Below are 26,767 nucleotides of genomic sequence, written 5' to 3' on the forward strand. Positions count from 1 at the left end.
GGCGGTGATGGCGACGACCGCGCTTACACCGGCCTTCGCCCAAAGCGCGCCGGAATCAGCCGTCACGGATGATGGCGAAATCATCGTCACGGCGCAGAAGCGGTCGGAAAATCTACAGGACGTGCCGGTCCAGATCACCGCGCTCGGCACCGCGACGCTTGAACGCTACAATGTCTCCAGCTTTCAGGATTATCAGAAGCTGCTGACCAGCGTTAGCTTCCAGAGCTACCAGCCCGGCAGCACGACCGTCTATTTCCGTGGCGTCGCCAGCGGCGGCGACGGTAACCATTCGGGCTCGCTTCCCTCGGTCGGCGTCTATCTCGACGAGCAGCCGATCACGACGATCGGCGGTACGCTCGATGTCCACATCTATGACGTCGCGCGGATCGAGGCGCTGTCGGGGCCGCAGGGCACGCTATACGGCGCATCGTCGCAGGCCGGTACGATCCGTATCATCACCAACAAGCCCGACACAGGCGGCTTCGCCGCCGGCGCGGATGCCGAGATCAACAACGTCAAGAAAGGCGGCACCGGCGGCAAGCTCGAAGGCTATGTCAACCAGCCGATCAGCGAGAATGTCGCGATCCGCCTCGTCGGTTTCTATCAGAAGGATGCCGGGTTCATCGACAATGTCCCCGGCACGCGCAGCTTTACCAGCGGCGTGACGATCAACAACACCGCCGATGTCGACAAGGATTATAACACGGTCGAAAGCTATGGCGGTCGCGCCGCGCTGCAGATCGATCTGGACGATGATTGGACGGTGACGCCAACCTTCCTGTACCAGAAGACCAAGGCCAAGGGCTTTTTCGGCTCGGACCAGCAGGTCGGCGACCTGCAGGTGCAGCATTTCGGCGACGAATATCGCAACGATCGGTTCTGGCAGGCCGCGCTGACGGTCGAAGGCAAGATCGCCGATTTCGACCTGACCTATGCGGCGGCCTATCTCGATCGCGAGATAAACCAGTTCAGCGACTATACCGACTATGCGGTCGCCTACGACATCCTTTACGCGCAGACCGGCGGGAGCTTCGCCAGCTATTTCACCAACAGCGCCGGCGCCTTCATCGATCCGTCGCAGCACATCCTGGGCAATGACCGCTACAAGAAGCACAGCCAAGAACTGCGCCTTGCTTCCCCGTCGGATAAGCCGTTCCGCGTGATCGGCGGCCTGTTCTATCAGCGGCAGACCCATGCAATCCTCCAGGATTATCAGATCTTCGGGCTCGATCCGGCGACCTCGGTCAACGGTTTCCCCGGGACGATCTGGCTGACCAATCAGAAGCGCGTCGACCGCGACTATGCGGCGTTCGGTGAAGTCAGCTACGACATCACCGACAGCCTGACAGCCACTGGCGGCCTGCGTGTCTTCAAATATGACAACTCGCTCTACGGCTTCTTCGGCTTCGGCACTGGCTATAGCGGCCGCACCGGCGTGGCTGCCTGCTATCGCGACGCGAATGGGGCCTTCTTGGGCCCGATTATTGCGGGATCGCCCTGCACCAATCTTGGCGAGGTATCGGGCAACACACTCAAGCCCAAGCACGCGAAGGGCGACGGCACGACCCACCGCCTGAACCTGTCGTGGAAAGTCACGCCCGACGCGCTGGTCTATGCGACCTGGTCGCGCGGCTTCCGTCCGGGCGGCATCAACCGGCGCGCCACCGTGCCGCCTTATGGCGCCGATTATCTGACCAATTATGAGCTGGGCTGGAAGCTCACGACGCTCGACGGTAAGCTGCGTTTCAACGGCGCAGTGTTCATGGAAGACTGGAAGAAGTTCCAGTTCTCCTATCTTGGTGCCAACAGCTTCACCGAAATCAGGAACGGGCCTGACGCCCGGATCAAAGGCATCGAGATGGATATCACCGCTCGACCGATCCAGGGCCTGACGCTGGTCGCGAGCGGAACCTATCTCGACGCCAAGACGCGCAAGAACCTTTGCGCGGCGGACGATCCCACCGGCGTCTGCGATCCGGCGACGGGCAACTCCATCTTGACCGCCAAGGGCAGCCGGCTGCCCATTACACCGAAGTTCAAGGCGACGGGCACGGCCCGCTACGACTTCACCGTCGGTGCGAACAAGGCGCACGTCCAAGGCGTCGTGACCCATGCAAGCTCGGCTTCGTCCGACCTGCGCACAGCCTTCGCCAATGCGGTTGGCCGCCTGCCTTCCTACACCACGGCCGACTTCTCCGCGGGCATGGACTTCGGCGCCATCAACGCCGAGCTGTTCGTTACAAACGCCTTCGACAGCCGTGGCCAGACGACCCGTGCGGTGCCATGCGGCCAATGCACGATCAGGCCTTATGCCTATTTCGTTCGGCCCCAGACGATCGGTCTTCGCCTCGGCTTCGAATATTGAGCCGACAGGATCGAAAGGGCGGCGGGTCGCAAGACGCCGCCGCCCGACCTCTGGGCCTCGTCATGACGACCGCTCTGGTCGTCGGCAACATGATCGGGTCCGGCGTCTACATGCTGCCGGCAAGCCTGGCGCCTTATGGCTGGAACGTCATCCCGGCCTGGGGCATCACCATCGCCGGCAGCCTTGCCATCGCTGCGGTGTTTGCCGGCCTGTGCCGGCAGATGCCGCAGGCGGGTGGCCCTTATGTCTATGTGAGGGCGGCGTTCGGCAAGGACATCGCTTTCTTCATCGCCTGGTCCTACTGGATATCGCTGTTCGTTGGTAACGGCGCGATCGCGGTCGCGACGGTCAGCTATCTGTCCTCCTTCATACCGGCCCTCGCCAGCAATGCGCTCTGGTCGACCGCGATAACGATCCTGCTGGTCTGGACGATGACCCTGATCAACATCAGCGGCACGCGCAATGCGGGCTGGGTCCAGCTCGTCTCCACCCTCCTCAAGATATTGCCGCTGATCGCCGTCGTGATCATCGCCGCCATCGCGGCGCCGCAGGGGGGCCTCTCCCTGCCCGATCCACACCGTCCCGAAATCGGGCTCGCCGCGATCACCACGGCGGGCACGCTCACCCTCTGGGCCTTTCTCGGGCTGGAATCTGCGACGGTCCCCGCCGGAAAGGTGTCCGAGCCAGAGAAGACCATCCCGCGCGCGACCTTCGGCGGTACCGCGGTCACCGGGCTCATCTATCTGTTCGCCTGCACAGCCGTCATTCTGTTGCTTGCGCCGGAGACAGCCGCGCGGTCGGCAGCGCCTTTCGCCGACGTGATCGGGCGCTATTGGGGTGCCAATGCCGCGCACATCGTCGCCGCATTCGCGATGATCAGCGCGCTCGGTGCACTCAATGGCTGGATATTGCTCCAGGGAGAAATGCCGGCGGCGATGGCGGCTGGCGGGGTCTTTCCCCGCGGTCTTGCCAGGCTCGCACCCAATGGCGTTCCCGTTCGCGCGCATATCCTGTCGAGCAGCCTCGTCACCGCCATCCTCGCGCTCAATGCAAGCAAGACGACGGTGAACCTTTTCACCTTTGTCGCGCTGATTGCGACCACGGCCGCGCTGGTCATGTACATCGTCGTCGCGGCGGCCGCGTTGCGCATCGGCGGGGTCAAGCGCTGGGTTGCCGTCGCGGCCGGAATCTATGGCCTTTGGGCGCTGGTCGGTGCCGGGCTTGAAGCAAATCTCTGGGGAGCCCTCCTCCTGGTCCTCGGCCTGCCGGTCTGGTTCCTGATGCGGCAAAGCAAGCAGCCCGCCTGACCAACATTGATTTTATCGCAGTGCAGCAAATGAGTTGCGGCGGCCTTACGCCACGATACACTCAACCGCGAAACACATAGCCTCGGGGAGTCGCGACCATGAACCGCGCCAACAGCAGTGCCACCCTGCCCAAGCCTGCCCAGCGCAGCACGGAGCCGGACGCCCTCGCCGAGGAGATCATCGAGCGCCTGACATACCGGATCGGCAAGAATGCCGCCGCCGCGAAGAGCCACGACTGGCTCGCCGCGTCCATCCTCGTGATCCGCGACCGGGTGATCGACCGCTGGATCGAGAGTACCCGCGAAACCTATGAGGCCGGCGGCAAGCGCGTCTATTATCTCAGCCTCGAATTCCTGATCGGGCGGCTGATGCGCGACGCCGTCTCGAACATCGGCCTGATGGACGAGATGCGGGAAGCGCTCTCCTCGCTCGGGGTGGACATCGACTTGATCCGCGAGCTGGAGCCCGACGCAGCGCTCGGCAATGGCGGTCTCGGCCGGCTGGCCGCCTGTTTCATGGAGTCGCTCGCGTCGGTCGACATCCCCGCTTACGGCTATGGCATCCGCTATGTGAACGGCATGTTCCGGCAGGAGATCTCAGACGGCTGGCAGGTGGAGTTGCCCGAGACCTGGCTCGCCCATGGCAACCCCTGGGAGTTCGAGCGCCGCGAGGCGAGCTACGAAATCGGTTTCGGTGGCGTCGTCGACCTCGCGGCGGCCGACGGCAGCGGAGATCATGCGCGCAGCTGGAAACCGCAGGACCGCATTATCGCGACCGCCTTCGACACGCCCGTCGTCGGCTGGCGCGGCAAGCGCGTCAACACGCTGCGCCTGTGGACCGCGCAGCCGATCGACCCGATCCTGCTCGACGCCTTCAACGCAGGCGACCATATCGGCGCGCTGCGCGAGAGCAACAAGGCGGAGGCGCTGACGCGCGTTCTCTATCCGGCAGATTCGCATCAGGCAGGCCAGGAGCTCCGCCTGCGACAGGAATATTTCTTCTCCTCGGCCTCGCTCCAGGACATCGTGCGCCGGCACATTCAGTATTTCGGCGATATCCGGACGCTGCCCGACAAGGCGGCGATACAGCTGAACGACACGCATCCGGCCGTCTCGGTGGCGGAACTGATGCGGATCCTGATCGATCTCCACAATCTGGATTTCGACGAAGCGTGGGACATCACCCGTCGCACCTTTGGCTACACCAACCATACCCTGCTTCCAGAAGCGCTGGAAAGCTGGCCGATCCACCTGTTCGAGCAGTTGCTGCCCCGCCACATGCAGCTGGTCTATGCGATCAACGCCAAACTGCTGATCTCGGCCCGGCGCGATCATGGCTTCGACGACGGCACGATCTCGGCCATTTCGCTGATCGACGAGGCCGGCGAACGCCGCGTCCGGATGGGCAACCTCGCCTTTGCCGGTTCGCACAGCGTCAACGGCGTCTCGGCGCTACACACCGAACTGATGAAGGAAACCGTCTTCGCGGCCTTTCATCGCCTCTATCCCGACCGGATCAACAACAAGACCAATGGCATCACCCCGCGTCGGTGGCTGATGCAGTGCAATCCCGAGCTGACCGCGCTGATCCGCGAGGCGATCGGCGACGCGTTTCTCGACGATGCCGAGGCGCTGCGTGCGCTGGCGCCCTTTGCCGAGGATGCAGCCTTCCGCGACAAATTTGCTGCGGTGAAACTGGCGAAGAAGGTCGCCCTGTCGAACCTGCTGCGCGAACGTATGGGCCTGAAGATCGACCCGGCAGCAATGTTCGACACCCAGATCAAGCGCATCCACGAATATAAGCGGCAGCTGCTCAACATCATCGAGGCGGTCGCGCTCTATGACCAGATCCGCTCGCATCCCGAGCGCGACTGGGTTCCGCGCGTCAAGCTGTTCGGCGGCAAGGCGGCTCCGAGCTATCACAATGCGAAGCTGATCATAAAGCTGGCCAACGACGTGGCCCGGGTGATCAACCATGACCCGGCCGTCCAGGGCCTGCTCAAGGTCGCCTTTGTGCCCAATTACAACGTCTCGCTGGCCGAGATGATGATGCCGGCTGCCGACCTTTCGGAGCAGATCTCGACCGCGGGCATGGAGGCCTCGGGAACCGGCAACATGAAGTTCGCCCTGAACGGCGCGCTGACCATCGGAACCCTCGACGGAGCCAATGTCGAGATGCGCGACCATGTCGGTCACGAAAACATGATCATCTTCGGCCTGACCGCCGATCAGGTCGGCAAGGCCCGCGCCGAGGGTCACCAGCCGCGCGCGATCATCGAAAGCTCCCGCGAGCTAAGTCAGGCGCTCCACGCCATTTCCGGGGGCGTTTTCTCGCCCGACGACCGGGACCGCTACAAGGAACTGGTGGCTGGCCTTTACGAGCATGACTGGTTCATGGTCGCCGCCGATTTCGACAGTTACGCTGCCGCGCAGCGCAGCGTCGACCGGATATGGGACGACCGCGCGGCCTGGAACGCGATCGCCATCCGCAACGTCGCCGGCATGGGCTGGTTCTCGTCGGATCGGACCATCCGGCAATATGCCCATGAAATCTGGGGCGTGCTCTGATCGCATGTTGCTCCGCTGCGCTGTGGCGCCCATGATGGGGCCACAGCTCCCCGACGAGCGTGCGAGGCAACCGATCGCGTGACCCGACTGCCCCCTGATGAGATTGCCGCACTGGTAGAAGGCCGCCATGCCGATCCCTTCGCAGTGCTTGGCATCCACCGGTCGGATCGCGGGCTGATCGCACGGATCTTCGTGCCCGGCGCCGAGAAGGCTGAGGCAGCGGACCTGGAAGGGCGCCGCATCGGAAGCCTTTCGCTGATCCATCCCGCAGGTCTGTTCGAAGGCCGGCTGTCTATCCGGAAACCGCGCCCGCTGCGTTATGAGCTGAAGGCTGGCGAGGCGAGCTGGTCGATGACCGACCCCTACAGCTTCGGCCCGGTGCTCGGCCCGATGGACGATTATTACATCGCGGAAGGCTCGCATCTCCGCCTGTTCGACCGCATGGGCGCGCATCACATCGAGCATGAGGGCGCCACGGGCATGCACTTCGCCGTCTGGGCGCCCAACGCCCGGCGCGTGTCGGTCGTCGGCCTGTTCAACGAATGGGACGGGCGACGCCATGTCATGCGCCTGCGCCGCGATACCGGCATATGGGAGATATTCATCCCCGGTCTCGGCGAGGGACAGCCCTATAAATATGAGATCGTCGGCGCGGATGGTGAACTGCTTCCGCTCAAGGCCGACCCCTTCGCCTTTCGCAGCGAATTGCGGCCCGCCAACGCTTCGATCACGGCCGCGCCCCTCGCGCATCGCTGGGGCGATCATGTCCATCGCGACTATTGGCGGCGCGCCGATGCGCGGCGGCAGCCCATGTCGATCTACGAAGTCCATCTGGGGTCGTGGCAACGCGCCGAGGATGGCGGTTTCCTGGATTGGGATCGGATCGCCGAGCGGCTGATCCCCTATGCGGTCGACATGGGATTCACTCATGTCGAGCTGCTGCCGATCAGCGAATATCCCTACGACCCGAGCTGGGGCTACCAGACGACGGGCCTCTACGCGCCCACCGCCCGTTTCGGCACGCCCGAAGGCTTTGCACGTTTCGTCGACGGTGCCCACCGCGCAGGTCTGGGCGTGATCCTCGACTGGGTACCTGCGCATTTCCCGACCGACGCGCACGGCCTTGCCCGCTTCGACGGCACCGCGCTCTACGAGCATGAAGACCCGCGCAAGGGCTTTCATCCCGACTGGAACACCGCAATCTACAATTTCGGCCGCCGCGAGGTGGCGGCATTCCTGGTCAATAACGCGCTGTTCTGGGCGGAGAAATATCATGTCGACGGTCTGCGCGTCGATGCCGTCGCCTCGATGCTCTACCTCGATTATTCGCGCAAACAGGGCGAGTGGCTCCCCAACGAGCAGGGTGGCCGCGAGAATCTGGAAGCGGTTGCCTTCCTGCAGGCGATGAACCGCGAACTCTACCACCAGCACCCGGGCAGCTTCACCATCGCCGAGGAATCGACCAGCTGGCCGAAGGTTTCGCACCCGGTCCATGAAGGCGGCCTCGGCTTCGGCTTCAAATGGAACATGGGCTTCATGCACGACACGCTTCGCTATATGGCGCGCGATCCGGTGCACCGCCGGCACCATCATGACGACATCACCTTCGGGCTGCTCTATGCCTTTGGCGAGAACTACGTCCTGCCGCTCAGCCATGATGAGGTGGTTCATGGCAAGGGTTCGTTGCTGACCAAGATGGCCGGCGACGACTGGCAGAAATTCGCCAATCTTCGCGCCTATTACGCGCTGATGTGGGGTTATCCCGGCAAGAAGCTGCTCTTCATGGGACAGGAGTTCGCACAACGCGCCGAATGGAGCGAGGAGCGCTCGCTCGACTGGCACCTGCTCGAGGCACCGGCCCATGCCGGCGTCCGCCTGCTCGTCCGCGATCTCAACCGGCTTTATCGCGATCGCCCTTCCCTCCATGCGCGCGACTGCGAGCCCGAAGGCTTCGCCTGGCTGGTCGTCGACGATGCCGCGCATTCGGTCTTCGCCTGGCAGCGGAATGCGCCGGGTGAGAAGCCGGTCGTGCTGGTGTCGAACATGACCCCGGTGGCGCACGCCGGCTATCGCATGCGCCTGCCTCATGGCGGTCGCTGGCGCGAGATATTGAATAGCGATGCCGCTCTCTATGGTGGCAGCAATGTCGGAAACCAGGGTTATATTGACGCGGACGCGAACGGCTGGGCCTCGCTCGTCCTGCCGCCGCTCGCGACCCTGATGCTGGAGGGAGAGTGATGGTCGGAAGCATTTCGAAAAGCGATCGCCGGAGCCAGCCCCTCGCGCGCGATGCCATGGCCTATGTCCTCGCTGGCGGGCGCGGCAGCCGCCTCCATGAGCTGACCGACCGCCGCGCCAAGCCCGCCGTCTATTTCGGCGGCAAGGCGCGGATCATCGACTTCGCCCTTTCGAACGCGCTCAACTCGGGCATTCGCCGCATGGGCGTCGCAACGCAGTACAAGGCGCATTCGCTGATCCGGCATCTCCAGCGCGGCTGGAACTTCCTTCGGCCGGAACGCAATGAGAGCTTCGACATCCTGCCCGCCAGCCAGCGCGTGTCCGAGACCCAATGGTATGAGGGGACGGCCGACGCGGTCTACCAGAACCTCGACATTATCGAGGCCTATGATCCGGAATATATGATCATCCTCGCCGGCGACCATGTCTACAAGATGGACTATGAGCTGATGCTGCGCCAGCATGTCGATGCCGGCGCCGACGTGACGGTGGGCTGCCTCGAAGTGCCCAGGCTCGAAGCGACAGGCTTCGGCGTCATGCAGGTCGACGCAAAGGGCCGGATCGTTCAGTTCGTCGAGAAGCCCGCCAATCCGCCCGCCATGCCCGGCAAACCCGGCACCGCGCTCGCCTCCATGGGTATTTACGTCTTCCGGACGAAGTTCCTCGCCGATCTGCTCCGCCGCGATGCGGCAGACGCCACCTCGAGCCACGACTTCGGCAAGGACCTGATCCCCTATATCGTCAAGCACGGCAAGGCGGTCGCCCATCTCTTTTCGCAGAGCTGCGTAAGGGCCGAGAGCGAGCCCGAGGCCTATTGGCGCGACGTCGGCACGATCGATGCCTATTGGGAAGCGAGCATCGACCTGACCGATGTCGTGCCCAAGCTCGACATCTACGAACGCGACTGGCCGATCTGGAGCTATGCCGAGGTCATGCCGCCGGCAAAGTTCGTCCACAATGAAGACGGCCGACGCGGTGCCGCCACCTCGTCGCTGATCGCCGGGGGATGCATCGTGTCGGGCGCCTCGCTCCACCGCGCGCTCCTTTTCTCGGGGGTGCGGGTGAACAGCTACTCTTCGATCACCGAGGCGGTCGTCATGCCCGATTGCCAGATCGGCCGCGAGGCACGGCTGCATCGTGTCGTGCTCGACCAGGGCGTCCAGATCCCCAAGGGCCTGATCGTCGGCGAAGATCCGATCGCCGACGCCAAGCGCTTTCGCCGGACCGAGAAAGGCGTCTGCCTGATCACCCAGGACATGATCGACCGGCTGGTGGCCTGACCAACAATGTCGCTGCGCCTGCTGTCGGTCACCTCCGAACTTCATCCGCTGATCAAGACCGGCGGGCTTGCCGATGTCGCGGGCGCCTTGCCGCTCGCGCTCGCTGGCCATGGCGTCGAGGTCCGCTCGCTGTTGCCGGCCTATCCGCAGGTGCAGCGTGCGCTCGCCCGCATCCGGTTGCGGCCCGTGCACAGCTACAAGACACTGTTTGGCGGACCGGCGCGGGTGCTGGCCGCGCAGCATCAGGGCCATGACCTGCTGCTGCTCGACTCCCCCGCGCTGTTCGGGACGCGCGATGGCGGTCTCTATGGCGACCTCGCCGGGCATGACTGGGCGGATAATTGGCGCCGCTTTGCTGCGCTGGCGGCCGTCGCCGCCGATATTGCCGCGGGCGCGCTCAAGGGCTGGGCCGCCGACGTGGTCCACGCGCATGACTGGCAGGCAGCCTTGACGGCAGCCTATGTCCGCCACGGCCGCCGCCCCGATCTTCCGGTCGTCGTGACGATCCACAATCTCGCTTTCCAGGGGCGCTTCGACGCCGCGATCTTTCCCGAACTCGGCCTGCCCCCCAGCGCTTTTGCGCTCGACGGGGTCGAATATTATGGCGGCGTCGGTTTTCTGAAGGCTGGCCTTCAATATGCCGATGCCGTCACCACCGTCAGCCCGAGCTATGCCGACGAGATCCGCACCCCCGATGCCGGCATGGGGCTCGACGGTCTGCTGCGCGCGCGTGGCGATGCCGTGCTGGGCATCGTCAACGGGATCGACACGCGCGAATGGGACCCGATGGCCGATCCCGCACTGGCCGCGCCCTTCTCCCACCGGGCGCTGGGAGGCCGCAGCAGCAACCGCAGGGCGCTCGAGAAGCGCTTCGGACTGAAGCCCGGCCGTGGCCCGATCTTCGCCGTGATCAGCCGGCTGACCTGGCAGAAGGGCATCGACCTGATCGTCGACGCGATAGGTCATCTCGTGGGGCTCGGCGGACGGCTCGTCGTGCTCGGCTCGGGCGACGGTGCGATGGAGAATGCCTTGCTCGGCGCAGCCTCCCGCCATCCGGGCGCGATCGGCGTAGTCACCGGCTATGACGAACCCCTCGCCCATCTGATCCAGGCCGGCGCCGATGCGATCCTCATCCCCTCGCGCTTCGAGCCCTGCGGGCTGACCCAGCTGTACGGCCTGCGCTATGGCACCATCCCCGTCGCCGCGCGGACCGGGGGGCTCGCCGATACCATCATCGACGCCAATGACGCCGCGCTCAACGCCGGCTGTGCGACGGGCCTGCTCCACCAGCCCGGCTCGGGTGACGCTCTGCGCCATGCGATCGCGCGCGCCGTCCATCTCCATGCGGCCCCGGACCTGTGGCAGGCTATACGGCGACAGGGGATGCGCGCCGACTGGGGCTGGGAACGCAGCAGCGCACGCTATGCTGCGCTGTACACCGACCTCGTCGCCCAGGCCGCGACCCGATGAGCGAGGGACCGCTCCACCGTTTCGGCGCCGTGCCGCAATCCGACGGCGTCCGCTTCGCACTGTGGACCGAGCGTGCCACCGCCGCCTGGCTCTGCCTGTTCGATGCGGCGGGCGAGGTCGAAACCGATCGCATAGCGATGACGCGCGGAGCGGCGGACACGTTCGAAGCCTTCGTCCCTCGTCTCGCGTCCGGTGCGCGCTATGGCTTCCGGGCCGACGGTCCTTATGATCCGACGCAAGGTGACTGGTTCGATCCCGCCAAGCTGCTGATGGATCCCTATGCCCGGGCGATCGATCGGCCCTATCGCTATGACCCGCGCCTCGCCTCGCCACGCGCCGAGGCTTGCGACAGCGCCCCCATGATGCCCAAGGCGATCGTAACGGACCTTCCGCACGGGGACCTGCGGACAGCGCCGATCTTCCGGCCGGGCGGGCTTGTCTACGAGATCAACGTGCGGGGCTTCACGCAATTGCACCCCGACATCGATCCTGCACAGCGTGGGACGATCGGAGCGCTCGCCCACCCGGCGATCATCGCCCATCTGCACAAAATCGGCGTGGACGCCGTCGAACTGATGCCGGTTACCGCCTGGATCGACGAGCGGCATCTGCCCCCGCTCGGTCTGATCAACAGCTGGGGCTACAACCCGGTCAGCTTCATGGCGCTCGACCCGCGCCTGGCGCCCGGGGGTATCGTCGAGCTGCGCGATACGGTGCGTGCGCTGCACGAAGCGGGCATCGGCGTGATCCTCGACGTCGTCTTCAACCATAGTGGCGAGAGCGACCGGCACGGCCCGACCCTGTCGCTGCGCGGGATAGACAACCGCGCCTATTTCCGAACGCTGCGCGACGAGCCGGGATCGCTCGCCAACGACAGCGGCTGCGGCAACACGCTCGCCTGCGATCATCCTGCCACGCGGCGGCTGATCCTCGACAGCCTGCGCAATTTCGTGGCGGCGGCCGGGGTTGACGGCTTTCGCTTCGATCTGGCGCCGATCCTTGGCCGCGTGCCCGATGGGTTCGAGCCAGACGCGGCGCTGTTTCGGGCTATACGCGCCGATCCATTGCTGGCCGACCGCATCCTGATCGCGGAGCCCTGGGACATTGGGCCCGGAGGCTATCAGCTCGGTAATTTCGCCCCCGAATTTCTGGAATGGAACGACCGTTATCGCGACGACGTCCGCCGCTTCTGGCGCGGTGACCCCTATACCATCGGCGATCTCGCCACGCGTCTCGCCGGCTCCTCCGACATCTTCGCGCGGCCGGGTCGAACGCACAGCCGCAGCGTCAACTTCATCGCGGCGCATGACGGGTTCACGCTGGCCGATCTCGCCGCCTACCGCCACAAGCATAACGAGGCCAATGGCGAGCAGAACCGCGACGGCCATGACGACAATCTCAGCTGGAACAACGGTTTTGAGGGGGCGACAGCCGATCCGACCGTAATCGCGGCCCGGCGCCGCGATCTCCGTGCCCTCCTCGCAACGCTGTTCGCCTCCCGTGGGACGATCATGCTCACCGCAGGGGATGAGTTCGGGCGGAGCCAGCAGGGCAACAACAATGCCTATGCACAGGACAATGCGCTCAGCTGGCTCGACTGGTCCGGGCGCGATCAGGATCTGGAGGCCCATGTAGCCCGACTGTCCCGGATCAGGCGCGATCATCCCGCGCTGGCCGACCCGCTGTTCGTCAGCCCCGACGAAGTCGATTGGTTGAACTTCGACGGCCGGCCGTTCGAGGAGGGCGACTGGCATGATCCCGCGACCAGCCGCATCGTCATGCTGGTCCAGTTGCCCGAACAGCCCGCCCGCATCGCCGTTGCGATTAACCGCGCAGCCGAGTCCGCCGCCGTCAGCATAGCCTGTACCGAAGGCCGGCGCTGGGTGAGGATCGATGCCGAAGTCGATGCCAATGCACCCGTCGAACCACGAAGCGTCGCCTATTTTGCCGAAGAGGACATCGCATGACCCGCAGTGATCCCGAATGGTGGCGCGGCGCCGTCATCTATCAGGTCTATCCGCGCTCCTTTCAGGACAGCGACGGCGACGGCATCGGCGACCTCAAGGGCGTCACTGCGCGGCTCGACCATATCGCGTCGCTCGGCGTCGATGCGATCTGGGTATCGCCCTTCTTCAAGTCGCCGATGGCCGACATGGGCTATGATGTCTCCGACTATCGCGACGTCGACCCGATGTTCGGTACGCTCGCCGATTTCGACGCTCTGTTGGAGAAGGCCCATGCGCTGGGCATGAAGGTCATCATCGACCAGGTGCTCAGCCACAGCTCCGACCAGCATGGCTGGTTCCGTGAGAGCCGGCGCGATCGCACCAACCCCAAGGCCGACTGGTATGTCTGGGCCGATCCAAAACCCGACGGGACCGCGCCGAACAACTGGCTGTCGATCTTCGGCGGTCCCGCCTGGGAATGGGACGGGACGCGAATGCAATATTATATGCACAGCTTCCTGACGTCGCAGCCGGACTTCAATTTCCATAACCCGCAGGTCCGTGAAGCGCTGCTCGACATCATGCGCTTCTGGCTCGACCGGGGCGTGGACGGGTTCCGGCTGGACGCCTGCAATCATTATTTCCACGACGCAGCTCTGCGCGACAATCCCCCGGCGCCACGCGCCGCGGGCCACGATGTCCCCGACACCAACCCCTATGGCTTTCAGGAGCATCTCTACGACAAGACCCAGCCCGAAAACCTGCCCTTCCTCCAGCAGATCCGCGCGCTGCTCGACGAATATCCGGGCAGCGTCGCGGTCGGCGAGGTCGGCGACGGGGATCGTTCTCCTGCGACGGTCGGGCTCTATACCGGCGGCGGAGACAAGCTTCACTTCTGCTATACGTTCGACCTGTTCGGCAGCGACTTCTCCCCTGCCATGTTCAGGACGACGGTCGAGAAGTTCGACGATGCCACCCGCGACGGCTGGGTCTGCTGGGCGCTGTCCAACCATGACGTGCCGCGCCACGCGACCCGCTTCGCCCGCAAGGGTGACGATCCGGCGCGCGTTGCCCGGATGGCTCTCGCGATCCTGATTGCGCTGCGCGGGGCGATCTGCCTCTATCAGGGCGAGGAACTGGCCCTGCCCGAGGCGGAGATCGCCTTCGAGGACCTGCGCGACCCCTATGGCATCCGCTTCTGGCCGGCGTTCAAGGGCCGCGACGGCTGCCGCACGCCGATGCCGTGGACCGACGGCGAGCATGGCGGCTTTTCCACCGCGCGACCATGGCTGCCGGTACCGTCTGCGCATCGTGCCCGGGCCGTCGCCTTGCAAGAGAAAGACGCCCGCTCGGTTCTGCACTTTTACCGTGATGTCCTAGCGTTTCGTCGCGAGAGCCGCGCGCTCCAGAAGGGCGATCTCGAGTTCGTCGAGGCGGGCGAGGACTTTCTCGCCTTCGTCCGTCGCGACGGCCGAGACGAACTGCTCTGCCTTTACAATTTCAGCCGAGAGCCGCTCGATTGGTCACTGCCGCCCGACTTCGTCACAGCGTTCGTCGAACGATGCTCTTCGCCCGGCATCACCTCGAACCGGAAGAAGATCCGTATGCCGGCTCTGGGCTGGGCCTTTCTGCGCAGGCTCTAGCGGTCAAACAGGGCAATCCGCAAGGATCGCTGCCCCTCCATCCTATCAGTGCGGATGCCAGCCGTCGATCGACCAGCCCGTCAACGTCTCCAGTTGCTCGCGCGAAATCACATGCACGGGTTGGAAAAAGGTCCACAAATGCCCCTCGGGATCGCGCGCGCGGTAGGTCCGATCGCCATAGCTCTGGTCCTCGGGCTCCTGCACTATCTCCGCCCCCGCTCCACGGGCAACGGCGCAATGCTGGTCCAGTCCTGTTGATAGCCGCACATAGCATGCCTGGGTATTGCGGCGTTCCTTCGAAAGCGGGCTCGCGATGTCGTCGCACCATTCGCCGTCGACGATGAAGCAGCTTTCGTGAAAGCGCATCTCAGCATGGACAAGTTGACCGTCCCTGTCGGCGATCACCATCGAACGCCTGAAGCCGAACGCTCGTTCGAGCCACGCAAGTGCGGAGAGCGGGTCGCGATAGAATATGCCGACGCATAAGGTCGGTCTGTCGAACGGGTCCTTCATCGAGGCATTCCAGACTTTGGCACACACTGGCCCAACGAACCTGCGGCGACCACCAGGCATTTGCCGCAGCCGCCCCAAAACTGCGGGCCTTACCTAGTCCACTAAGGGGAATATCTTAACCCACATATTTTATGCAAAGGTTTGTAGGATGAGGAGCTGGGTATGTTCAACTGGTTTGTGAACGATGCGCCGATACGCAACAAGTTCGACTGCATCGCCATCGCCAATCTGTCGGTAGCCGCCGGTGGCGTTATAATCATGATATCGCTGGGCGCCGAGATAAGCTCGATGCCGGTGCTCGTCGCAGCCGGGGTGAGCGCCGTGATCGTCGCAATGACGTTCATGTTCAAGAAGCTCATTTGCGATCCATATGTAACGACGGTTGTGCGGATGGAAGCGTTGGCCGCCGGCGATCTCGACAGCCGCGTATACTTCACCGAAAACCAGGACTGTGTGGGGCGTATGACGAGGGCCATGGCGATCTTCCGCGACAATGCCTCACAGGTTCAGGCCAATGCGGAAGCGGAACTGATCGCAAAGCAGACGCAGCAGAATGTGATCGGGTCGCTGGGCAGCGGCCTAGGCGCCCTCGCGAAGGGCGACCTCACCTTCCGTCTCGATAAACGCTTCCCGGAAGATTATGAAGTGCTCAGGGAGCATTTCAATACGGCCATCACAAATCTGCATGAAACCATGTCGGCTACGAGCCAGGCGACCCAAGGCGTCCATACCGGGGCTACCGAGATCCGGAAGGCATCGGACGATCTCGCCCGCCGCACCGAAATCCAGGCTGCCAATCTGGAAGAAGCCTCTGCTTCGGTGGGGCAGATCACCCAGACGGTCGCTGCGACCTCCGCCGACGCGGTCAGGGCCGACGAAGCGGCCGGACAAGCCAGGGACGAAGCCGCGCATGGCAGCAGAATCGCCGAAGAAGCGGTCACTGCGATGCACAGCATAGAGCGGTCCTCGCGCGAAATCGTCGAGATCATCAACGTGATCGACGGGATCGCTTTCCAGACCAACCTTCTGGCGCTCAATGCCGGCGTTGAAGCCGCCCGCGCCGGAGAATCCGGCAGGGGCTTTGCCGTCGTGGCCAGCGAAGTCAGGGCACTCGCGCAACGTGCTGCCGAAGCCGCAAAGGACATAGCGGGCCGGATCAACGGCAGCGTTGCGGAGGTTGCCAATGGCGTTCAGCTTGTATCGGCCGCCGGAGCCTCGCTGCAGACGATCACCAACCGGATCAACGATGTCAGCGCCCTCGTGTCGACCATCGCGCGTGCAGCGGAGTCGCAGGCCGCCAGCCTCGGCGAGGTCAACGCCGTGGTGCTGGAGCTGGACCACGTCACGCAGCAGAATGCGGCGATGGTCGAGGAGGCGACGGCGGCCGCTTCGTCGCTGAACGAAGAGGCTGGAAGCCTTCTGGACGCGATTTCACGCTTCGACGTCGGACAGCAGACTGCGCGAAAGGCAGTGACAAGGCCCGTCCCGGTGCTCCAACCGGTTCGGCTCGCGGCTGTGGGCGGTCGTGCGCAGGCCGTGGCATCGGACGACTGGCAGGAATTCTAGCACAAAGCCTTCCCTGCCCCCCTGGCGCCGGCCGATCTTCCCCCAGCGGCCGGCGCCTTTGTGAATCCGGGGACCGGATCGTCGCGGATGGAATCGGCTGGTCCAGGGGAGCAGGCTGACGGCGATAATGGCTCCGCGACGAGTTTGCGAAGCCCATCCGGCGATCACGCGATTGATGCGGCGGCCAGGGCTGCCGTTATGAGGCCTTCAGCCTGCAACCGTCGGCGGATGCTGAGTCTGGACTGAATGGTTGCACATTAAAGTTTTTCGCACCGCCGCATAACCGCTTGATATGATATCACCTCCGCGCTAACCCCACGCCATACAGGGCAAAGGGATAGTATATCATGACGCTTAAAGCGCGGCTCGTCCTCTCGATTTCGCCACTCGCCATCGCCGTCCTCCCGACCGTCGCTTATGCCGACGAAGCGAGCGACAGCTTTCATCGCCAGCCCGCGTCCGACATCATCGTCACCGCGCCGCTGATGAGTAGCCGGATGGACGTGCTGTCGGGCACCTCGGTCCTCACCGGCACCGCCCTCACCGTTGCGATCCGGCCGACCATCGGCGAGACGATCGAGCACACGCCCGGCGCTTCCGCCACCTCCTTCGGTCCCAATGCGTCGCGCCCCATCCTGCGCGGCCTTCAGGGCGAGCGCGTGCGCGTGTTGACCGACGGCATCGGCTCGATCGACGTGTCGAACACCAGCGTCGACCACGCCGTCGCGATCAACCCGCTGCTCGCCGAGCGCATCGAGATCCTGCGCGGTCCTGAGGCGCTGCTCTATGGCTCGGCCGCGATCGGCGGCGTCGTCAACGTGCTCGACAAGCGCATCCCGCGCAGCGTCCCCGAGGCGATCCATGCCGATGCGCTGCTGACCTATGGCAGCGCGTCGAACGAGCGTTCGGCCGCAGCGGCGGTCGATGCGCCGATCGGCGGCGGCTTCGTCGCCCATGTCGACGGCAGCTATCTGAAGACCGGCAATATGCGCATCGGCGGCTATGCACTGAGCCCGGAAGCCCGCGCCGAAGCGCTGGCCTCGGCGCAGCTGCCAGCCGATCCCGATGCGGAAGAGCCGATCGACTTCGCCGCCAATGCCGCGATCAAGGGCAAGCTGCCGAACAGCGCCGCCAAGACCTGGACCACCGGCGTCGGCCTCGCTTATGTCGACGGCGACAGCCATTACGGCATTTCCTACAGCCATTATGACAGCCTCTACGGCGTGCCCGTCCGCTATGCGACGCTGCCCGGCGAGGAGCAGGAAGGCCCCCGGCTCAGCCTGGTCCAGAACCGCATCGACGCCCGCGCGGAGATCGACACCGGTGGATCGCTGATCCAGACGGTCCGCGCCCGCCTCGGCTATGCGCGCTATCGCCATTTCGAACTGGAGGAAGACGGCTCGGTCGGCACCGCCTTCTACAATAACGGTCTCGAAGGCCGCGTCGAACTGGTCCAGGCCGATCGCGGCATCTGGCACGGCGCGACCGGCGGTCAGTTCTTCGTGCGCGACTTCAACGTTGTTGGCGACGAGGCCTTCCTGCCGCGCAACCAGACCCAGCAGATCGGCCTGTTCACGCTGCAGCAGCTCGACTTCGGCCAGTTCAAGATCGAGGGCGGGCTGCGCTACGAGAAGAGCTGGCTGTCGGCGAGCCCGTTCGAGGATCAGCCGCAATTCTTCTCCGGCAGCCGCAACTTCGACACCGTGTCGGGCTCGCTCGGCGCGTCTTACAAGCTGTCCGAGAATTGGCGGATCGGCGCGAACCTGTCGCGCACAGAACGCGCACCGGCGGCGGAAGAGCTGTTCGCCAACGGGCCGCATGCCGGCACCGAGGCGTTCGAGATCGGCAATCCCGATTTCAAGACCGAGCGTAGCTGGGGCCTCGAAGGCGTGCTGCACGGCCAGGGCCAGGGCTACACCTTCCACGCCTCGGTCTATTATAACTGGTTCGACAATTTCATCTTCGACAACCTCAACGGTCAGATCGAGGACGGCCTGCCCGTGTTCGTCTACCAGCAGGCCAAGGCGCGCTTCTACGGCGCCGAAGTCGAGGCCAGCGCCGATCTCGCCACGCTCGGCGATTATACCATCAAGGCCGATGCGCTGGGCGACGTCGTTCGCGCGAGGATCACCAATTTCGGTCCCGCGCCGCGCATCCCGCCGCTCCGCCTGCTCGGCGGTCTGAGCGCGGTCAGCGATCGGATCGAGGGTCGGGTCGAGGTCGAATGGGCCGACAAGGCGCGCCGTCTGGCGGTCTTCGAGACGCCGACCGACAGCTACACGATGGTCAACGCCTCGCTGACGTTGCGTCCCTTCGCCGACCGTCCGGATACGACGCTGTCGCTTACCGCGCACAACCTCTTCGATGTCGATGCGCGCCGCCATGCGAGCTATCTCAAGGACTTCGCCCCGCTTGCCGGCCGCGACATCCGCGTGACCGCCCGTATCGGCATCTGACCGAGTACCCCCGCCTGTCATGCCGGTCGTCCACGGACGATCGGCGTGACGTTTTTCCGGGCGGCTCATTTCCCCTTTCTTGTCGCTCGCCCGGTGCCGTCATAAGGGTGCAACCGGTAACCGGCAGGGAAAAGCCATGATATCGCGTCGCCAGCTCATCCTCGGCTCCGCCGCCGGGCTCCTCGCCGCCCCTGCCATCCTGCGGGCGCAGCAACTCTTCCTCGCCTTCCCCTTCCGCCTGGGCATCGCCTCGGGTGATCCGTCGCATGACGGCTTCGTGATCTGGACGCGGCTCTGCCCCGATCCGTTCGACGAACATGGCGGAATGCCGACCGGTCCGGTCGAGGTCGACTGGTATGTCTATGAAGACGAGGCGATGAAGCGCGTTGCAGCGCAGGGCCGCGAGACCGCCTGGCCCGAACTCGGCCACTCGATCCACGTCGAGCTGACCGGGCTCCAGCCCGACCGGCCCTATTGGTATCGCTTCGTCGCGGGACGCGACAAGACCCAGCTGGGCCGCGCGTGTACCCTGCCCCTGCCGGGCGCGAAGCTCAACGCCATCCGCTTCGGGGTCGCGGGTTGCCAGAATTATGAGGATGGCCTGTTCACCGCCTATGACCATCTGTCGCGCGAGGATGTCGCCTTCGTCTGGCATTATGGCGACTATGTCTACGAGGACCGCCCGCGGCAGGTGAATTATGAGCGCGACGGCAGCCCGCGCGTCCATGTCCGCGACCATGTCGGCACCGACTGCTACACGATCGGCGATTATCGCCGGCGCTATGCCCAGTATAAGATGGACCCCGACCTGCAGGCGGCGCACCGCCAGCACAGCTGGTTCACCACCTTCGACGACCATGAGGTGGTCGACAACTGGACGTCGTCGGTCAGTCCCGGGCAGCGCGATCCGGCGCTGTTCGCCTTCCGCCGTGCGGCCGCGATGCAGGCTTATTATGAGCATATGCCGCTGCGAAAGAGTTCGATGCCGTCGGGCAGCGCGATGCAGCTCTACCGCAAGGCGCGGATCGGCGACCTGCTCGACGCGCATTTCCTCGACACCCGCCAATATCGCTCTCCCCTGCCCTGCAAGGGCGGGTTCGAACCCGTCTGCCCCGATGTGGCGCGCAAGGACGCGCAGGTTCTGGGCGACGCACAGGAAAAGTGGCTCGCACAGGATCTCAAGAGCGGGACGGCGCGGTGGAACCTGCTCGCGCAACAGGTGATGGTCATGCCGCTCGATCGCCGCACCGAGGATACGGGTCCGCATCTGCGCAATCTCGACAGCTGGGGCGGCTATGACGCCGCGCGCGAGCGGTTGCTCGGCACGCTCGACGGGCTCGGCAATGCGATCGTCTTGACCGGGGACGAGCATCAGAACTTCGCCGGCGTCCTTCGTCGCGACGCCGGACAGCGCAAGCCGGTCGCGGTCGAATGCGTGATCAGTTCGATCAGCTCGGGCGGCGATCGCTGGATCAAGCCGGCTGCCGCCGACGCGATCCGCCGCAACAACCCCTTCCTCGCTTATTCGAGCGACCGGCGCGGCTATGCGGTCTGCGAAGTCCGCCGCGATCTGTGGCAGACACGGTTCCGGGGTGTCGACAAGGTCACGGCACCGGGCTCCCCGATCGAGACGCTCGCCACCGCCAGTGTCGAACGCGGCCGGCCGGCGATCAGTCTGTCCTGAAGCCTTCGCGCCCGGCCTCGGCCCGCTCTGGAAGACGATCGAGCACCGCCCGCCGGGTCGCATCATCGGCAGCGGGCCAGGCTATGATCTCGTCTATCGTGCGCAGGCAACCTTCGCACAGCCCGTTGCGCGGCTCGATCCGGCAGATGCCGGTGCAGGGTGAGGCGATCGCCATGGCCTTGTCTCAGGCTGCCAGCGCGGTCAGCATGCCGGGGGTGAGCAGCTGGGGCAGCGTGTCCACCCCGCCGTCACGACGGTAGAAGAGGTAAAGCGGCACGCCCGAGCGCCCCTGCGCCTCGAGGAAGCGGCTGATCGCGGGATCGCCATTGGTCCAGTCGCCGACCATCACCGTGACCCCGGCCTTGGCAAAGGCATCGCGCACGGCGGGTCGCGCAATCGCGGCCTGTTCGTTGACCTTGCAGGTCAGGCACCAGTCGGCCGTGAAATAGAGAAAGACCGGCTTGCCCGCCGCCTGCAACGCCGCGAGCTTCGTCTCGTCGAAGCGGGCGTCGCTCCCTTCGCCCGCCTCGGCCTGCTGAGCGCCCTCGACTGTCGCGCCACCGCCCTGCGCCGGCAGGACGAGAAAGAGCGCCGCCGCCGCCGCCAGCGCGGGCGCGACCGGCAGCCAGCTGCGCGCCTTGCCCTCGGCCTGCCGCGTCCCGACCCACCACAGAGCGAGCCCGAGCAGCAGCGCGGCGCCGAGCGCCATGACCTGCGGATTGACCCCCGCCTGCCGCCCCAGCACCCAGGCGAGGCCGAGCGCGGTCAGGAACATCGGCACCGACAATATGCGCCGCAGCCGGTTCATCCAGGCACCCGGCTTGGGCAGCCGACGCCGTAGCGCGGGCACGAAGCCGATCGCGAGGAACGGCAGGGCCAGGCCGAAGCCGAGCCCCGCGAACACCGCCAGCGCCGCAACCGGCGCGAGCGTCAGCGCCGCCGCGACAGCGCCCGCCATGAACGGCCCGCTGCACGGGGTCGCGATCACGGTGGCCAGCACGCCGGTCCAGAAAGCGGGCTTAGCGCCCGAGCCGCGCGTCATCGCGTCGCCGATCCCGATCGCACGCAGTTCGAACAGCCCCGCGAGGTTGAGCGCGATGGCGACCACGAGCAGCAGCAGCACGAACACGATCCGCGGATCCTGCAGCTGGAAACCCCAGCCCGCCGTCGTCCCCGCCGCGCGCAAGGCCAGCAGAAGCAGCCCCAGCGCTACGCAGCTGAGCATTACGCCCGCAGAATAGGAGAGCGCCTCGCGCCGCGCCTGCCCGTCGGTCTCGCCGCTGCGCGCGAGGCTCAGCGCCTTCAGGCTCAGGATCGGGAAGACGCAGGGCATGGCGTTGAGCAGCAACCCGCCCAGGATCGCGCCGCCCAACGCCAGCGCGAACAGCCGCCAGCTGCCACCGGAGCCTTCTTCGCCCTCGGCCGCGATCGGCACGCCGGCCGCCGGCACGGTACCGGGCCGAGCGACCACCGACAGGCCGCGATCAGGCCCGATCGCGATCACGCCCTCGATCCGCTGCGGCATGGCGGCACCGCGCGCCGCCTTCGTCTCGACGATCAGGCGATCGTCACGCCGGCTCACGGTCTGCGGCGCGGCATAGTCGATCACGCCGTCGGTCGAGGGGTAGAAATAGGGTTTCGCCACCGGCCGCCCGCGCGGGAAGGGGATCGCGATCCGGACGCTCTCGCCGCGCTTCTCGAAGCTGGCGGGCTGGCCCAGCGGCAGCGGCAGCTTCGCGCGCCAGCCATCGAAGCTCTGGCGCATCGCCGGCTGCACCGCGCCGCTGCCCGCGACCAGATTGAGCGCCACAGTTCCCTGCTCGGGCACGCAGATGGTGGGCGAGCAGGCGAGCCAGCGCAGCTTGCCCGTCACGCGCAGCCGCGTGCCCGGCTTCACAGACTTCGCCACCGACAGCGGCGCGATCAGCGCATAGGGCCGCTCGTAGACATAGTTCATCAGGCCGGAGACGATCAGCCGCTCGGGCACCGGATAGCGGAAGGCGCCGATCGTGACGCCGGGCGGCAGCGCCCATTCGACCGTGACGGGCGCACCCGCGTCGCCCGGATTTTCCCAATAACCGTGCCATGTCGCCTCGGGCGTCATCGACAGCGCGACGGCGCTGCGCGCGCCCGGCGCGGGCTGGCTGCTCTCGGCGACCAGCTTCACCGCGATATGCGCGGCGGACGCCGTCGACGCCCCCAGCGCCAGCAGGAGCAGCGCGACGCAGCGCGACAGGATCGGCAGGATGGTCTTCATGCCGGGCTTATGGCCCCGTCGCGCGTCATAGGAAAGCGCCCAGGAGGGAAGCTGGCTCAGATCGTCCGCTCTTCCTCATAGGCATAGCCGTCCTCGGTCGGCACGAAGCCCTTGGCGCGGATGACCTGCTCGACGCGCGGCGACACCGGCTTGATGAACAGCTTCACCCGATATTTGTTCGGCGCCAGGATCGTCACCTCCTCGCGCTCGCGCCCGCTCGGGCTGGCCAGATCGAAGGCGAGATAGCCGTCGCGGCACAGCGCCGGGCCGCTCATCTCGCTCGGCAGGCCGACGGCGGGCAGCGCGCCCGACAGATAGGCGCGCACCTCGCCCCGCCCGTCCTGGCACTCGCCGCCCGGAAAGGCCGCCTTCAGCCCGTCGACGATCAGGGTGACGCTGCCGATCGGCGGCGGCCCGGCCATCATCGGCAGGCCGACGTTGAAATCGTCGATGCCGAGACCGCCCCAGCCGAAGCTGAATACGCCCTTCAGCCGCGACACCTCGTCGCTGCCCTCCATGTTCAGACGCAGCCGGCCCTTGCTCAGATCCTCGAAGGACAGGCGGGTCATCACGTCGCCGAGATTGATCTTGGCGAGCTTCGCCTCGTAGATCCGGCCCTCCCACAAATTGCCCTCGACCTGCGTCGCCTCGAACCCGACCTTGCGCAATTGCAGCACGTCGATCGCCGTGGCGAGCGGCACATAGAGCAGTCCGACCAGCAGCGCGGCCGCGATCGCCAGGAACCCGAAAATCGTCTTCATCCCATCCCCCGTCTTCGCAGGCGCCGACCGTCCCGGCCGCTGCGCCCGCGCCCCTCATGCCATATGTCGCTCAGCCGCGCGCGAAACCATGCATCCGCCGCGCCCATTGAAAGCCGATCACCCCGCCCTTCAGCGGTTGCAGCATCAGCAGCGCCAGCACCAGCGCGATCGCCGGCCACAGGAACATCTCGATCATCAGTGGCGGATCATAGCTGGCGTTGACCATGACGACGATCGGCACCAGCAGATGGCCGAGGATCAGCACGACCAGATAAGCGGGCATGTCGTCGGCCTGGTGCAGCGTCCAGTCCTGCCCGCAGGACGGGCAATGCGGCACCGGCTTCAGATAGCGGCGGAACAGCGGCGCCCCGTCGCAGGCGGGGCAGCGCATCCGCAGCCCGCGCATTATGGCACCACGCAGATCGCGCTCGCCGCCGGTCGATGGTCGGTTCATGCCCGACCCATAGCAGATCGCCCGCCCCCGCGAACCCCGCCCGCGATCAATTTCATTGACCGCCGCCGACCGCCTGTGGCATCCGGTCCGCGCCGGGCGGGTGTAGCTCAATGGTAGAGCAGAAGCTTCCCAAGCTTACGACGAGGGTTCGATTCCCTTCACCCGCTCCACCGGCTTGACACCGACATGCGAAGAAGCACCGGGCATTTCGCACGGCGCGTTCGCATATCGTAGGTTCCCCTTGACGATGCTCCCCATCAAAGCCGTCCGCATAATGGCGGATTGGGCCAGCGATGGTGTCTGGCACCTGCCCGGAACGCCGCGGGAATCCCTCGACGGGTTCCGGATCAGCGATGAACTCCATGCCCGGCTCCGGCGGTAGGTCGACTGCTATTGCAAGCTCGACAGGGCAGAAGGCTATAGCGGAGAGTGCCATCATCCGGATTGGGGCGCCTTCAACGCGGAGGGATATGCCATAGCACTGGTCGTGAAGGCCGAACTGCCCGATTGGCTGGTCGTGTATGTGGATGAGACGTTGGTCGGTTTGCGGTCGTAAGCCACGGCCGACATTGTCATTCCCGACCGGCTCCATTAGCCGCTCTGCATTGCCGTTCGGCCCGCTAAGCCTTTGCATCGCTTGGCGGCCGGCACGCAAGGCTGCTACGCCAGCCTGACCAACAAGGGGGCCTGAATGCCGAGTCTGACATGGTTGACGCGCGACGAGGATCTGAAACGCGCGGCGGCGGTGCCCTATCGGTTGTTGGAGGCGGACCCGGCGATGTCGCATGGCGACCAAACTGCCGGAAACATGCTGATCCAGGGCGATAATCTGGATGCACTCAAGGCGCTGCTGCCCTATTATAAAGGCCGGGTGAAATGCATCTATATCGACCCGCCCTATAATACCCGCAGCGACTTCGACCATTATGACGACAATTTGGAGCACAGCCAGTGGCTAGCGATGATCTATCCCCGGCTTGAATTACTGCACGATTTGCTTGCGGAAGAGGGCAGTATCTGGGTGTCGATCGACGATAATGAAGGGCATTATCTCAAGGTCGTGATGGATGAGATATTCGGACGTCAGAACTTCATCATCGACATTGCTTGGCAGAAGCGAGATGGGCCTCCGAATGATCGGACCATCGCGTCGATTCACGAGCATATCCTAGTGTGGGGGAAAAGCAGAAAACAAGGAGACAGCCGATCGCGAGCCGAGGAACTATTCAACCTGATGCCGCGCTCCGAGAAGGCTAACTCCCAGTATCGCGAATATCCCGACCCTGACGGCATCGACCCTCGAGGCCCATTTCGGAAAATCGACACAACCGCTAACGGCAAAGGCGGGCGTTCGGTTTCGAGCCTGATCTATCCGATCACCAACCCATTCACCAAAGAGGAGGTGTACCCTCGAGAGGGTACATGCTGGCGCCACAATCGAGAGGAGATGGCTCGCCTGCAGGCTGATAAGCGGTTGTTCTGGGGTGTGAAAGGTGATGCAAGAACGCCGATGCGCAAGCTGTTTCTGTCCGAAGCCAAAAGTGGGATGACCACATCGTCGGTCTGGACAGAATTGGCATTCAATCAGCACGCAAGCAGACAAATCGAGCTGATCTTTGGTTACAAGGCGTCGTTCGAGACACCAAAGCCAGAGGAATTGCTCCAGCGCATCATTCACGTCGCCAGCAACCCTGGCGACCTGGTGCTGGACAGCTTCCTTGGTTCCGGCACCACGGCAGCCGTCGCGCACAAGATGGGCCGGCGCTGGATCGGCGTCGAGATGGGCGATCACGCCGTCAGCCACTGCGCGCCGCGTCTGGTCAAAGTGATCGACGGCGAACAGGGCGGGATTTCCAAATCCGTCGAATGGCAGGGCGGCGGCGGCTTCGCCTTCTATCGGCTGGGTGAAGAGGTGTTCGATGAAGAGGGCCGCTTGCGCCCCGGCATCAAATTTGCCGCGCTGGCCGCGCATGTGTGGTTTTCGGAAACGGGCGTGCCCTATCACGGCGCGGCGGACAGCCCCTATCTCGGCACCCACGGCGCGCGGGGCTTCGCCCTGCTGTATAACGGCATCCTTGGCGACAGGAGCGTGACCGGCGGCAATGTCCTGACCGGGGCCCTGTTGGCATCGATCCGCGCGATGGCGGGGCATGACGGGCCGCTCACCGTCTATGGCGAGGCCAGCCGCATCGGCGCGGTGCGGTTGAAGGCCGAAGGCGTGACCTTCAAGCAGACCCCCTATGACGTGAAGGCGCGCTGA

At 65.0% G+C, this 26,767-nt stretch carries 17 protein-coding genes and 1 tRNA gene; 13 read left to right on the plus strand and 5 right to left on the minus strand.

Annotation, left to right across the window (positions count from 1 at the left end; all coding sequences use genetic code 11):
- Nucleotides 1-7: 7 nt before the first annotated feature.
- The 8 genes from G6P88_RS02495 to bglA all read left to right on the plus strand — a co-directional run bounded on the left by G6P88_RS02495 (nucleotide 8) and on the right by bglA (nucleotide 14,816).
- Nucleotides 8-2,365, plus strand: coding sequence for a TonB-dependent receptor (locus G6P88_RS02495; RefSeq protein ID WP_226946810.1), 2,358 nt, complete (start codon nucleotides 8-10; stop codon nucleotides 2,363-2,365).
- A gap of 62 nt (nucleotides 2,366-2,427) precedes the next feature.
- Complete coding sequence (locus G6P88_RS02500; RefSeq protein WP_226946697.1) at nucleotides 2,428-3,672, plus strand: amino acid permease; 1,245 nt, start codon at nucleotides 2,428-2,430, stop codon at nucleotides 3,670-3,672.
- Between the two features lie 98 nt (nucleotides 3,673-3,770).
- The gene (locus tag G6P88_RS02505; RefSeq protein WP_165321681.1) at nucleotides 3,771-6,239 is read left to right on the plus strand and encodes a glycogen/starch/alpha-glucan phosphorylase; all 2,469 of its coding nucleotides are present in this window, start codon (nucleotides 3,771-3,773) and stop codon (nucleotides 6,237-6,239) included.
- 78 nt (nucleotides 6,240-6,317) lie between these two features.
- A complete protein-coding gene (gene glgB / locus G6P88_RS02510; RefSeq protein WP_165321682.1) occupies nucleotides 6,318-8,477 on the plus strand; it encodes a 1,4-alpha-glucan branching protein GlgB in 2,160 nt (719 codons plus the stop codon).
- Entirely contained in the window at nucleotides 8,477-9,757 is a 1,281-nt protein-coding gene (gene glgC, locus G6P88_RS02515; protein WP_165321683.1) for a glucose-1-phosphate adenylyltransferase, read from the plus strand. Before glgB ends, glgC begins: the two co-directional genes overlap by 1 nt.
- Before the next feature lie 6 nt (nucleotides 9,758-9,763).
- Complete coding sequence (gene glgA / locus G6P88_RS02520; protein ID WP_165321684.1) at nucleotides 9,764-11,227, plus strand: glycogen synthase GlgA; 1,464 nt, start codon at nucleotides 9,764-9,766, stop codon at nucleotides 11,225-11,227.
- On the plus strand, nucleotides 11,224-13,194 hold the full coding sequence (gene glgX / locus G6P88_RS02525; protein WP_165321685.1) for a glycogen debranching protein GlgX: 1,971 nt from the start codon (nucleotides 11,224-11,226) through the stop codon (nucleotides 13,192-13,194). Before glgA ends, glgX begins: the two co-directional genes overlap by 4 nt.
- Nucleotides 13,191-14,816, plus strand: a complete 1,626-nt coding sequence (gene bglA / locus G6P88_RS02530) for a beta-galactosidase BglA (RefSeq protein WP_165321686.1) — start codon at nucleotides 13,191-13,193, stop codon at nucleotides 14,814-14,816. The genes glgX and bglA overlap by 4 nt, the downstream gene beginning before the upstream one ends.
- A gap of 45 nt (nucleotides 14,817-14,861) precedes the next feature.
- On the opposite strand, the gene G6P88_RS02535 is transcribed toward bglA, so the two are convergent.
- A complete protein-coding gene (locus G6P88_RS02535; RefSeq protein ID WP_165321687.1) occupies nucleotides 14,862-15,329 on the minus strand; it encodes a VOC family protein in 468 nt (155 codons plus the stop codon).
- A gap of 162 nt (nucleotides 15,330-15,491) precedes the next feature.
- Here G6P88_RS02535 and G6P88_RS02540 point away from each other — a divergent pair, with 162 nt between their 5' ends.
- The 3 genes from G6P88_RS02540 (at nucleotide 15,492) to G6P88_RS02550 (ending at nucleotide 21,035) form a co-directional block, all read left to right on the plus strand.
- On the plus strand, nucleotides 15,492-16,895 hold the full coding sequence (locus G6P88_RS02540; protein WP_165321688.1) for a methyl-accepting chemotaxis protein: 1,404 nt from the start codon (nucleotides 15,492-15,494) through the stop codon (nucleotides 16,893-16,895).
- Nucleotides 16,896-17,242: 347 nt separating this feature from the next.
- Complete coding sequence (locus G6P88_RS02545) at nucleotides 17,243-19,351, plus strand: TonB-dependent receptor (protein ID WP_165321689.1); 2,109 nt, start codon at nucleotides 17,243-17,245, stop codon at nucleotides 19,349-19,351.
- A gap of 136 nt (nucleotides 19,352-19,487) precedes the next feature.
- On the plus strand, nucleotides 19,488-21,035 hold the full coding sequence (locus tag G6P88_RS02550; protein ID WP_165321690.1) for an alkaline phosphatase D family protein: 1,548 nt from the start codon (nucleotides 19,488-19,490) through the stop codon (nucleotides 21,033-21,035).
- Here G6P88_RS02550 and G6P88_RS02555 read toward each other — a convergent pair.
- The 4 genes from G6P88_RS02555 to G6P88_RS02570 form a co-directional block, all read right to left on the minus strand.
- Entirely contained in the window at nucleotides 21,022-21,210 is a 189-nt protein-coding gene (locus G6P88_RS02555; protein WP_165321691.1) for a DUF1289 domain-containing protein, read from the minus strand. The two genes, G6P88_RS02550 and G6P88_RS02555, sit on opposite strands and share 14 nt — an antisense overlap.
- Nucleotides 21,211-21,219: 9 nt before the next feature.
- Nucleotides 21,220-23,292 carry a protein-disulfide reductase DsbD family protein gene (locus tag G6P88_RS02560; protein WP_165321692.1) on the minus strand — a complete coding sequence of 691 codons (2,073 nt, stop codon included), beginning with the start codon at nucleotides 23,290-23,292 and terminating at the stop codon, nucleotides 21,220-21,222.
- Between the two features lie 56 nt (nucleotides 23,293-23,348).
- Nucleotides 23,349-24,053 (minus strand): type II secretion system protein N, encoded by a 705-nt coding sequence (gene gspN, locus G6P88_RS02565; RefSeq protein ID WP_165321693.1) that lies wholly within the window; start codon nucleotides 24,051-24,053, stop codon nucleotides 23,349-23,351.
- Between the two features lie 70 nt (nucleotides 24,054-24,123).
- Nucleotides 24,124-24,507, minus strand: coding sequence for a DUF983 domain-containing protein (locus G6P88_RS02570; protein WP_165321694.1), 384 nt, complete (start codon nucleotides 24,505-24,507; stop codon nucleotides 24,124-24,126).
- Nucleotides 24,508-24,603: 96 nt separating this feature from the next.
- Between G6P88_RS02570 and G6P88_RS02575 the strand changes: the two genes are divergently transcribed.
- Nucleotides 24,604-24,677 (plus strand) — tRNA-Gly (locus G6P88_RS02575).
- Nucleotides 24,678-25,198: 521 nt separating this feature from the next.
- The gene (locus G6P88_RS02580; protein ID WP_165321695.1) at nucleotides 25,199-26,767 is read left to right on the plus strand and encodes a site-specific DNA-methyltransferase; all 1,569 of its coding nucleotides are present in this window, start codon (nucleotides 25,199-25,201) and stop codon (nucleotides 26,765-26,767) included.

It is taken from the genome of Rhizorhabdus phycosphaerae (assembly GCF_011044255.1).
In the GTDB taxonomy this organism is placed as follows: Bacteria; Pseudomonadota; Alphaproteobacteria; order Sphingomonadales; family Sphingomonadaceae; genus Rhizorhabdus; species Rhizorhabdus phycosphaerae.